Origin of the sequence: Rheinheimera pleomorphica (genome assembly GCF_011634895.1) — a bacterium.
GTDB lineage: Bacteria > Pseudomonadota > Gammaproteobacteria > Enterobacterales > Alteromonadaceae > Alishewanella > Alishewanella pleomorphica.
The window spans coordinates 248234-259626 of the sequence record NZ_SIRR01000007.1 but is presented as its reverse complement, the minus strand read 5'-3'; the positions used below and the strand labels follow the sequence as shown (position 1 = coordinate 259626).

Annotated in this window: 11 protein-coding genes; 9 read left to right on the top strand and 2 right to left on the bottom strand. The window is 52.6% G+C overall.

The window, feature by feature from the left end; all coding sequences use genetic code 11:
- Nucleotides 1-846, bottom strand: coding sequence for a co-chaperone YbbN (locus EYB30_RS08250; protein ID WP_166838441.1), 846 nt, complete (start codon nt 844-846; stop codon nt 1-3).
- 348 nt (nt 847-1194) lie between these two features.
- On the opposite strand from EYB30_RS08250, the gene EYB30_RS08245 reads away from it, so the two are divergent.
- Both EYB30_RS08245 and ilvN read left to right on the top strand, forming a co-directional pair.
- A complete protein-coding gene (locus tag EYB30_RS08245; RefSeq protein WP_166838440.1) occupies nt 1195-2952 on the top strand; it encodes an acetolactate synthase 3 large subunit in 1758 nt (585 codons plus the stop codon).
- Between the two features lies 1 nt (nt 2953).
- Nucleotides 2954-3445: an acetolactate synthase small subunit gene (gene ilvN / locus EYB30_RS08240; RefSeq protein WP_166838439.1), complete on the top strand. Its 492-nt coding sequence runs from the start codon at nt 2954-2956 to the stop codon at nt 3443-3445.
- Nucleotides 3446-3643: 198 nt separating this feature from the next.
- Here the strand turns inward: ilvN and EYB30_RS08235 are convergent, their stop codons facing one another.
- On the bottom strand, nt 3644-4882 hold the full coding sequence (locus EYB30_RS08235; protein ID WP_166838438.1) for an NRAMP family divalent metal transporter: 1239 nt from the start codon (nt 4880-4882) through the stop codon (nt 3644-3646).
- Between the two features lie 148 nt (nt 4883-5030).
- Here EYB30_RS08235 and EYB30_RS08230 point away from each other — a divergent pair, with 148 nt between their 5' ends.
- The 7 genes from EYB30_RS08230 (at nt 5031) to EYB30_RS08200 (ending at nt 11363) form a co-directional block, all read left to right on the top strand.
- Nucleotides 5031-5297: a hypothetical protein gene (locus tag EYB30_RS08230; protein WP_166838437.1), complete on the top strand. Its 267-nt coding sequence runs from the start codon at nt 5031-5033 to the stop codon at nt 5295-5297.
- The gene (locus tag EYB30_RS08225) at nt 5294-5542 is read left to right on the top strand and encodes a GNAT family N-acetyltransferase (RefSeq protein WP_166838436.1); all 249 of its coding nucleotides are present in this window, start codon (nt 5294-5296) and stop codon (nt 5540-5542) included. Before EYB30_RS08230 ends, EYB30_RS08225 begins: the two co-directional genes overlap by 4 nt.
- Nucleotides 5543-5607: 65 nt before the next feature.
- A complete protein-coding gene (locus EYB30_RS08220; protein ID WP_206674596.1) occupies nt 5608-6180 on the top strand; it encodes a diguanylate cyclase in 573 nt (190 codons plus the stop codon).
- Nucleotides 6177-7280, top strand: a complete 1104-nt coding sequence (locus EYB30_RS08215; protein ID WP_166838435.1) for a beta-ketoacyl-ACP synthase III — start codon at nt 6177-6179, stop codon at nt 7278-7280. Before EYB30_RS08220 ends, EYB30_RS08215 begins: the two co-directional genes overlap by 4 nt.
- Complete coding sequence (locus EYB30_RS08210; RefSeq protein WP_166838434.1) at nt 7277-7966, top strand: iron-containing redox enzyme family protein; 690 nt, start codon at nt 7277-7279, stop codon at nt 7964-7966. Before EYB30_RS08215 ends, EYB30_RS08210 begins: the two co-directional genes overlap by 4 nt.
- Entirely contained in the window at nt 7953-8792 is an 840-nt protein-coding gene (locus EYB30_RS08205) for a DUF6999 family protein (protein WP_166838433.1), read from the top strand. Before EYB30_RS08210 ends, EYB30_RS08205 begins: the two co-directional genes overlap by 14 nt.
- A gap of 126 nt (nt 8793-8918) precedes the next feature.
- Complete coding sequence (locus tag EYB30_RS08200; RefSeq protein ID WP_166838432.1) at nt 8919-11363, top strand: penicillin acylase family protein; 2445 nt, start codon at nt 8919-8921, stop codon at nt 11361-11363.
- The last annotated feature ends 30 nt before the right edge of the window (nt 11364-11393 follow it).

The window sequence follows — 11393 nt, the reverse complement described above, 5'->3', positions numbered from 1 at the left end:
TTAGTACAGCAGGCTGTATAGCTTGCGCCGATATTGACTGGCGACACTATCGCCTTTCGGTAAAGCAGCCAGAATATCCAGATACAGCTTTTTGCTGCCACCAAAATTCAGATCCTGCTGCAAAATTGTCAATAACAATGCCAGCGCCTCTTCACTGCGCTGCACCGCCTGATACTGAATGGCTAACTGCTCTTTCAGTTGATTGTTGGCGCTATCTTTGGCCAACGCTGCCTCCAGCGCCTGAATTTCCGGCGTATCAGCCGCTTCTTTGGCCAGCTGTAATTTGGCCTGTACCGTTTTATACAGCGCATCCTGCTCAGCCAGTTTAATCTCAGCCAGTAAGGCTTCGGCTTGCGGCAACTGGCCTAAACTGACGGCCGCATCGGCCAGCCACACCTTAATGTCGCTACGCTCAGGTGCCAGCGCCATCGCATCTTTTAACAACGGGTAAGCGCCGGCGTAATCCTGCGCAGCCAATAAAGCCTCAGCCTGCGCCAGCAAATCATCTTCCGGCTTGGGTAAATAAGCGGCCAGCTTCGCCAGTATCGCCTGTTCGGTTTCCACTCCGGCAAAACCGTCCACCGGCCGGCCCTGTTTTATCATCATTACCGTCGGCAGTGATTGCACTCCAAACTGCATCGCCAGATCAGGCTCGTTATCACAATCTACCCGAGCCAGCAGCAATTGGTTGGGGTACTGGCGGACAATTTTCTCCAGTACCGGGCTTAGCTGGGTGCAGCCTTCGCTGCGCGCCGACCAGAACTGAAACAGCACCAGTTTTTGCATAGAGGCATCGAGCACCTCACGGGCATTATTAATTGATACGTCCACTATTGGCTGTTGCATAACGGCTTAAATCCTGTGCTGGTGGTCTGAATTCACTAAGTTGCTACTATGTGGGCGGCGTTGTGGCTTTGCAAGCCTTGTAACTGCGGATTAAAGCAGCAAAAGCCGGCGAAAAAGCATCGACATCTGGCCGTCCATCACGTAAATTATTCAGGCGCACTAAAAAAATGACTGCTCAGCAGCAAATAACCATAGCGCCATAGTTTGAGTTTAACAGCTTATCCTGTTTAACCAGTCCACGTAGCACAGCATAAAGCAGGTGTAACACTGCTTTGAAATATTCACCCACGCTTTGCCTGCAAAGCCGTGGCGTGTTGTCTTTGCCACAGCAAACTATGAGAAACCAACATGACCAGCCAGACCAAGTCAGTCGACACCACTAAAGCTCCCGAGATGTTGTCCGGTGCCGCTATGGTGATCCGTGCCCTTGCCGATGAAGGGGTGGAATACCTGTACGGCTATCCGGGCGGCGCGGTATTACATATTTACGATGCCCTGTTCCAGCAAAATAAAGTCAAACATGTACTGGTGCGCCATGAACAGGCCGCCACCCATATGGCCGACGCCTATGCCCGCGCCAGCGGCAAAGCCGGCGTGGTGCTGGTGACTTCCGGCCCGGGCGCCACTAACGCTGTTACCGGCATCGCCACTGCCTATATGGATTCGATACCTATGGTAGTGCTCACCGGCCAGGTAATGAGCCACTTAATTGGCGATGATGCCTTTCAGGAAACCGATATGCTCGGTATTTCCCGGCCGATTTGTAAGCACAATATGTCGGTACGGCGGCCGGAGGATATCCCCTATTTAATTAAAAAGGCCTTTCATATCGCCCAAACCGGCCGGCCAGGCCCGGTGGTGCTGGATATCCCGAAAGATATGACGATGCCGAACCAGAAGTTTGCTTACCATTATCCGAGCGAAATTAACCTGCGCTCGTACCAGCCGAAACAGCAGGGCCATGCCGGCCAGATTAAAAAGGCCGTCACCGCGTTATTAGCGGCGAAAAAGCCCATTTTATATGCCGGTGGTGGCGTCATTATGGGTCAGGCAGCCGAAGAGTTAACCGAGCTGGCACAGCTGCTAAACCTGCCAGTCACCAACACACTCATGGGGCTGGGTGCTTATCCGGCCGGCGATAAGCAGTTTATTGGTATGCTGGGCATGCACGGCAGCTATGAAGCGAACCAGACGATGCACCATGCCGATCTTATTCTGGCCGTCGGTGCCCGCTTTGATGACCGGGTAACCAACAACACGAAAAAATTCTGCCCCGATGCCACTATTATTCACATCGACATCGACCCGGCCAGTATCAGTAAAACCATCAATGCCCATATTCCGATTGTCGGCCTGGTTAAGCCGGTGCTGACAGAGATGCTGGCAGTACTTAAGCAGAAAAAGAAAAAGCTCGATACTACCGCGCTGCAAAGCTGGTGGCAGCAGATAGCGCAGTGGCGTGCCGTGCACGGCGGCCGCTATGATAGCGCTACGCCGCTGTTAAAACCGCAATATGTGATTGAGCAGGTCAGCAAAATTACCAAAGGCGATGCCTATGTCTGCAGTGATGTCGGCCAGCACCAGATGTTTGCCGCCCAGTACTATCAGTTCAATAAACCTAACCGCTGGATCAACTCCGGCGGCCTTGGCACCATGGGCTTTGGCCTGCCAGCGGCGATGGGAGTAAAACTGAACTACCCCGATGCCGATGTCGTCTGCGTTACCGGTGAGGGCTCTATTCAGATGAATATTCAGGAGCTGTCTACCTGCAAGCAGTACGGCCTGGGGGTGAAAATTATTAACCTGAACAATGGCTATCTGGGCATGGTAAAGCAGTGGCAGGACATGAACTATGAGTCGCGTTATGCCAGCTCTTACATGGATTCACTGCCCGACTTTGTCAAACTGGCCGAGGCCTATGGCCATGTTGGTATTCGCGTGACTAAACCGGAAGAGCTGCAGCCAGCTCTGGAGCGCGCTTTTGCGCTTAAAGATCAGCTGGTGTTTTTAGATATTCATGTCGACCCGAAAGAGCACGTCTATCCGATGCAAGTGCCGGGTGGCGCCATGAACGAGATGTTTTTAAGCAAAACAGAGAGGACTTAACATGCGACATATTATTTCTGTTCTGCTGGAAAACGAATCCGGCGCTTTGGCCCGTTTAGTTGGCTTGTTTGCCCAACGTGGCTATAACATCGACTCATTAAACGTAGCCCCGACTGACGATCCGACGCTATCACGGCTAACACTGGTGACGCAGGGTAACGATCAGGTGATTGAGCAAATCAGCAAGCAACTGCATAAGCTGATTGAGGTGGTGAAAGTATCAGACATCAGTGAAGCGGCGCATATTGAACGCGAGCTGATGCTGGTGAAAGTAAAAGCCAATGGCAACCAGCGCGAAGAGGTAAAACGCTGTGCCGATATTTTCCGTGGCCAAATCATCGACGTCACACCGACCACTTACACCATTCAGCTAGTGGGTACCAGTGATAAACTGGACGCCTTTATTCAGGCGTTAGGCGCGACACCCATTCTGGAAGTGGTGCGCAGCGGAGCTTCAGGCATAGCACGCGGCGAGAAAACGCTGGCGTTGTAACAAGTCATGCTTTTAGTTGTAATAAACCGGGCTGCCATACTCCCCCCGGCCCGCCACAGCAGCTACTGCTGGCATCCTGCCCTGCGCAAGCCAGCTAAAGCTGTTCAAATTCGTTCCCGACGAATTTGCCGTACACGCCTGCGCGTGTGCTCAAACACTCTGTGGCGACCGGGTCGAGTTTCCAGCCCTATTCCAATATCACACTGCCCCGCTAAACCACACCAAAAACAACAACGCAAAGCCAATCAAATAGCTTAAACCCAGCCAACTTAACCATTTCAGCGGCTTGCTTAGCACTATGCCGCCATCGCCCCGCATCAGGCTGTAATTAAGCCAGGCAAATACCGGCGTGGTTAAAAATGCCAGTGTCATGGCAAAGGTCAGCATTGGCGACAAGGCGGCTTTGAAAAATAAAATCAGCGCCATGCCAGCACCGGCCTGCGCCAACAGCCAGTAATTTAATGCGGCTTTATGTGTTACCCAGCCTAATTGGGCAAAGGACGCATGCAGCGTGCGGGCATAACCATCCAGCACCGTGATGGTAGTGCCAAACATACATAGAAAGGCAATTAATGCCACTAGTGGCCGGGCCCAATCGCCGATGGTACTGGCATACATTTGCATCAATTGCTGGGCAAAGGCGCTGCCGGCTAATGCTATTGGCTGTTCGCTACCGTATTGTACTAAGGCACCAAGTGACAAAAACACCAGCGCCAGCGCGGCGGTTAACCAATAACCCAGATTAAAGTCAAACAAGCCCTGCGCCCGGCTAATATGCGTATGCCGCTGTTTGGCTTTTAGCCACAAGGAGCTGATGGCCGAAATTTCTATCGGTGCCGGCATCCAGCCCATGAGCGCCACTAAAAACCCTAAGCTGGCGAGTGTCCAGGGTGAAGGACCAACATAATCTGCCGCTGCCTGAGCGCCATTTTGCCAGGCAATCACCGCAGCAATTACCGTGGTGATGGTCAGCAATACCATGATCACCTTGGCGACGTTGTCCAGCGCCTTGTAATGGCCCAGTAACAAGATCAGCAAACAGGCGGCCAGAATTAACCAGCACAATAAGGTAACCGATAAATTACCCGGCAGCGCATACTGCAGCAGGCTGGCGGTCAACAGCAATACACCGGCGGTATTCACCACGGCGGCAATGATATTCAGCACGATAAAGCTGTAAAAATAACCGCGACCTTTGCGCTGGTAGCCCATTAACAGGCTTTCTTTGCGGGTTAGGGTGTATTCAACACCAAAGCGGAAAAACGGATACTTCAGCACATTAACCAGTAAAATCAGCCAGGCCAGCTGCCAGCCAAATAAAGCACCGGCCTGCGTGGAGGCCACCAGATGTGAACCGCCAATAGCGGCTGTTGCCATTAAGACACCGGGGCCCAGCGCTTGCAAGCGGCCGCGCCAAACACTAAGTGGTTGTTGCATAGTTATTATTCTACCCTGTTGCCAAGCGCTCCAGCTTAGCCAAACCATCGGCGAAATACTATTAGCCGCTGCTTTTTTCTATCACGGATTGGCAACTGCGATGAATTCTTCCATACTGGCGCTTGCGTAAAACGATCCTGAGGCCCTTATGAGCGATGAACTGCTCGATCAGGCCATGCTGTTTGAAGTGGTAGAAAACCAGCTGGCCGACAATTACCCGAAACAAGTCACCGAGACCTTAATGCGATTGCGCATGACCGGCCACAGCCGTGAAGATGCGATTGAGCTTATCGCCTGCGCCTTAGCGCCGGAAATGATCGACGTGATAGAGCATCAGCAAAGCTTTAATTTAGAGCGCTATGCCGCGCATCTGGCACAATTACCCGACACATCCTGGTTGGAAGAAGATGCATGACCGAGCCAGTTATTCAGCACCAGAGTGAGCTGCAGCGCTTTGTGCTGCAATTGGATGGCGCTGAAGCCGTGTTGGATTATGCTCTCAGCGGCGACAGCATCAATTTTCACCATACCTTTGTGCCACCGGCCTTTCGCGGTAAAGGCCTGGCCGAAAAGTTAGTCCGCCACGGTCTGGCCTGGGCCAGGCAGCAGCAGTATCAAATCAGTGCCAGCTGCTGGTATGTGCAGAAGTTTCTGCGCTAAACATATCTACATCATATTAACCTTCAGTTATAGTAAGCGGCAGTCGACACACCAACAGGAGTCCGGTGTTGCAAACCAGTCAGTTACTTATTCAGTTAATGTTGTATGTATTTTTGCCACTTTGGGGGATTGCCGGTTTTGTTGACTGGTGCTGCCACCGTGCTACCAGGATAGAACATACTTCCGGTTTAAAAGAGTCACTTATTCACTCGTTGATGGGTATACAAATGGCGGTACCCATTCTGTTGTGCCTGCTATTTAAAGTGAATGTGCTGATTATGCTGATTTGCTTCGCCGCCTGGCTGGCACATGAAGCTGTGGCGCATTACGACGTGCACTATGCGGCGCCCAAGCGCCATATCAGTGTGTGGGAGATGCATGCGCACAATTATCTGGCTACCCTGCCGCTGTATATGCTGCTGCTCATCATCGTCATTAACTACCCGGTGTTTATTAAGCTGGTGAGCTTTAACTGGCAGGGCGAGTTTTACTTGCAGCGCATGCCCTATGCCCACGGTGGCGAGGGGTATCTGCCGTATTATCTTGGCTTTATGGCGGTAGTCTGTGTGCTGCCGTATATGGAAGAAAACCTGCGCTGTATTATTGTTGCGTTGAAACAGCCTAAGGTGAGCGCATGAGCGTTTACATCACCAGTAGCGGCCACTTTTTACCCGGCCCGCCAATAAGTAACGATGAGATAGAACCGCTGTTGGGATTAGTGCATGGCAAACCCAGTCGCTTAAAGCGGCGCATTTTGCAGTCAAATGGCATTCAGACTCGGCATTATGCAATTGATGCCAAGCACAACACCACCATATCGAATGCCGGCATGGCGGCCAAAGCCGCCGAGCACTGCCTGAGCAGCAGCTTTTTAGGCAAACGGCAGATTAAAATGCTCAGCGCCGCCACCAGCCAGGGCGATATAGTGCTGCCGGGCTTTGGCTCTATGTTGCAGGCCGAACTGGGGTTAAGCGACATTGAACTGCATAGCAGCCACGGTATTTGCTCCAGCAGCCTGATGGCATTAAAAGCCGCCTTTACGAACCTAAAAGCTGGCGAGCAGCCCAATGCGCTGGTGGTAGCCAGTGAGCTAACGTCACGGTTATTTAAAGCCAGCCGCTATGAAGCCGCGGGCTCTGAGCTGGATTTTAACGCCGAGTTTCTCCGTTGGATGCTATCCGACGGCGCCGGCGCCTTGCTGCTGGAAACCCAGCCACGCGGCAAATGTTTTCGTATCGACTGGATCCGCAGTTTTTCGCATGCCGATGCGTACCCGGTGTGCATGAGCGTGGGTTACCCCGGCAACAACCAGCACACCAGCTGGCAGGACTATGCCAGCTATGCCGAGGCTGAAGCAGATGGTGCCCTGTTAATTCGTCAGGATGTGCGTTTGCTGGAAAATATCGTCAAACTCGGGGTGGACGGCTACCTGCGGTTAATCAGCGAAGGCCGGGTGCAGCCAGACAAGATAGACCATGTTCTATGTCATTACTCGTCGCATTATTTTAAAGGCAAAATCTTCGATATGCTGCAGCGCGCCGGTGTCGGCATTGCCGGACATAAGTGGTACTCCAACCTGTACAGCCGCGGTAATACCGGCTGCGCCTCTATTTTTATTATGCTGGATGAGTTTCGTCGCAGCCAGCCGCATCAGGTTGGCGATACCATTTTGTGCATGGTGCCCGAGAGTGGCCGCTTTAATAATGCCTATATGCAATTAACCGTGGTGGAACCATGACAGAGCAGCTATTAAGCCCACAGGGCCAACAATGTTTACAAGCTTTGATGCGGGTATGGTTTGACTTTGAGCGCCAGCTGGGCCGGGTGCCGCTGCTGCAGCGTTTAGAGCGTGGCCAGTTTAGTAAAGCCGATTATTGCCAACTGCTGCTAAATTGGCGCCAACAGGTAATAGAGGGCTCGCGTTGGATCAGCCGCTGTGCGTCCAGCTTTGACCGTGATTACAGTGATGTACGCTCGGTTATTATTGGCCATGCCCGTGAAGAGCACCGCGACTACGAAATGCTCGAACGCGACTATGTTGCTGCCGGCGGCAACTTAGCTGATATTCAAACTGCGCCGCGCAATATTGGCACCGAAGCCTTGCACGGTTTTTTAATGTACCGTGCCAGCCAGCCGAACCCGGTCGATTTAGTCGGCGCCATGTGGATAATTGAAGGGCTGGGGCAAAAAATGGCTGACAACTGGGCAGTGCAGATCGACCAGGCCACTGGCGGCGATGGCAGCTATACCCGCTTTATGCACTACCACGGCGCTAATGATGATAACCATATGCAAAAGCTGTATCAGCTGCTGAACCGGCTATGCCAAAGCCCGGCGCAGCTTAGTGACATAGTGCGTACCGCCCGCGTAACCGCCAGGCTGTATTGCCTGCAATTGGAAGAGACCGACCATGACTACTGCTAATAAAGCCGGTTACAGCGCCTATCTGCGCGCTATCGCTAAAGACAACTCGCTACCGATAGAACAAGCGGCGCTGGATCTCTGGCTGAAAGATTTACAAAACCCACTGCGCTGGAGTGTACGGCCGCTGCTACAGCTGCTATTTGCCGTGTTGTTGCACCTGATTTGGCTGTTTAAACGCCTGCCGCTGCCGCAGTTTAGCGCACACACCACACTGCAACGGCTAATTTGCTGGTTTTGCACACATTTTGTCAGTAAAGAAGCCAATTTACTGATTTTGCGCCACTATGCCACCGAGTCTAATGTGCTCAATTTTCTCGCCGCCAACAGCCCCAATGTGCAATTTACCCCGGTGCAGCTCTACCCGAACAAGATAGCCGATATGCTCAGCGCCAGCTTTGTTGAGCATGACCAGCAGCTGTTTCGTTTATTTGCTGAGCTGGGCAGCTGGCAGCCTCCGGCACAACCGCTTAGCCGCAGTGAGCTAAACTGGCAGCATTGGCAAAGTATTGATATGCAAAAATTCGAAATAACCGAAAAGCCTACCCAATGGCTCGATTTTGAAACCTCGCATGCGTTGTTTATGTGTTTGTTTTGTCTATTGTTAACCCGTGAAGAGTACCGCGATGCGATTAACGGCTTTAACCTCGACCAATCTATCGCCATCCGTATTGGCGATCTGGTGGGCGATAAAAGCCTGCGCGAACTGGCCTATAACAAGTATCCACACTACCTAGTCGGCCCGTGGAATTTAGGCCAGCGCTTTTTAATGCATGGTTTCTTTACCGAGCATTTGTACGCTTATTTGCAGCAACATAAAGCTGACTGAAAACGGATAAATTACACATAAATTACACAATATATTTATATTAATCTGGCAAAATAACCACACTAATCGCATAATCTGCCATGCTTCCCTGCAGTATCCGGGACAATTTTTCAAGGAGAGAAACAGATGCTGCGATTACTCGCTCTATTGGTTGCCGTTTTTAATCTGGCAGCCTGCAAAGACAAAGTTGAAATCCGCTACACCGAATTTAATGTGCCTCATATTACCGCCAGCTCTTATTTTGGTTTAGGTTATGGCAGTGGCTATGCCCAGGCTGAAGAAAATCTCTGCACCCTGGCCGAGCAAATCGTCAAATTGAAAGGTGAAAAGTCACGTTATTTTGGCCCCGGCCAGCAGCACACGAATGTGTTGTCTGACTTTGGCTACAAGATCCTTGATTATCCCAGCCAGGCGGCTCACTATTACCCGCAGTTGCCAACCGACAGCAGTGACTTATTGCACGGCTATGTAGCCGGCTTTAATGCCCGGCTGGCTGAACTTAACCCGGCCAGCTATCCCAGCCCTTGTCAGGATGCGGCCTGGGTTGGCCCACTAAGTGTGACTGATTTATTGGCATATCATCTGGATCTGGCTGCACTGGCCAGCAGTCGAAATTTATTGCTGCCGATGGCACTGGCTCAGCCGCCACAGGCAGCCAATAGCCAGCAGCTTGCCCCCACGCTGAATGCCGAACAGATCCTGACCAAGCGCGGCCTTGGCAGCAATGGCTGGGCCCTGGGGGCCGATAAGACCGCCGCCGGGCGCGGGGCCTTGCTGGCCAACCCGCATTTCCCGTGGGATGGTGAGCTGCGTTTCTTCCAGCAACAACTAACGATCCCGGGCGAGCTGGACGTTACCGGCGTAACCCTGATAGGCCTGCCGGCAGTATTAATTGGCTTTAATCAGCACCTGGGCTGGACCCACACAGTGTCACAGTCCAAGCAGTTTACCTTCTACCAACTGGAACTGGATCCAGACAACCCGCTGCGTTACCGCTACGGCAATGAGCATCGCGATTTAAGCAGCCAGCAACTTGCTGTTGATGTCCGCCTGCCCGATGGCAGTTTGCAGAGGGTAGAACGCACTTTTTATCGCAGCCACTACGGTCCTATGCTGGATTTAAGCCTGTTAGCTGAAGGCCTGGGCTGGACGGCGCAGTCAGCCATCAGCTACCGCGATGCTAACGCCGGCAACTTCAGGATGCTGCAGCAATGGCTGGCAATTGGCAAAGCAAGCAATAGCAGCGAACTGTTTGATGCCCTGGCACAACATCAGGGCATTCCCTGGGTTAACACACTCGTCACGGAAAACAACGGCGATGTGCATTACATTGATGCCAGCCAGGTACCACGGTTACACCCGGCAGCAGAGGCGTACTGGCAGCAGGCCAGCCAGTCACCGGCGTTGGCCGCGCTTTGGTTAGGTGGTGATGGAGCCGTGTTATTACCCGGTAGCGAACCGGTATTTGAATGGCAGGACAGTGGCCAAACCCTTGACTACGGCTTAGTGCCGTTGCAGGACGCACCGCAACTTAGCCGTCGTGACTATGTATTTAACGCCAACAGCAGTCACTGGCTGGTAAACCCAGCACAGCCATTGCAAGGCTACAGCCTGCTGTACGGGCCGGAGCGCAGCGAACTGAGCCCCCGTAGCCGCTATAACGGCCAGCTTATTAACAGCCCTCAGCTGATGGGGGCTGATCAGCGCTTTAGCGCCGCTGAGCTGCGACAAGTGTTTAACCGTAACGAAAGCTTGTTCTCCGGTGATATGCGCCAGCAGCTGGTTCAGCATTGCCAGGCTAACCCGGTCTATGTTGATGCCGCCAGTGGCCAAAGCACCAACTTACAGGGCGTGTGTCAGGCGCTGGCTAACTGGGATGGCCGTTACAACCTTAATAGCCGGGGCGCTCATGTTATGCGTGAGTTTCTGGCCGCATTTCGCAGTGCTGATCATGCCGCCTTAATACCACAGCTATATGCTGAGCCCTTTAGCGCCGAAGATCCGTTGAATACCCCTGCTGGCCTGGCCATAACAGCAGACCCTCAGCAAGACAGAGCATTGTTGGCATTAAGCCAGGCTGCACGGCGTCTGCAAGCCGCCGCTATAGCACCAGATACTCAGCTGAGCGATATTCAGTATCTGATCAAGGCAGAGGGGCAAGCCCCTATTGCCATGCCAGGCGGTTATTCATTTGAAGGGCTATTTAATATGGCAGAGGGAGGCCAGCTATCGCGCAGCAGCTCTGACCTGGCAAACAATGTTACCGGCATCGCCCGGCCTGACTCCCCGCTGTTAATGCATCTGCTGGATGGCCAGCCACGCGAAGCCTATACGCTGAACTCCGGTTCCAGCTTCGTTATGGTACTGGAATTTACCGAGCACGGGCCCGACGCTAAGATGTTGCATGCCTATAGCCAGGCACATGATCCGGCCTCGGTGCATTTTAGCGATCAAACGCGGTTATTTAGCCAGCAGCGCTGGCAACCCATGCACTTTACTAAGACCGACGTGCAACAGCATACTCAGCGCGTGCTGCGCTTTAGCCTGCAACGGCCAGAGCAGGCCAATTAACCAGCACCCTATTATCATAGAAGCAAGGAC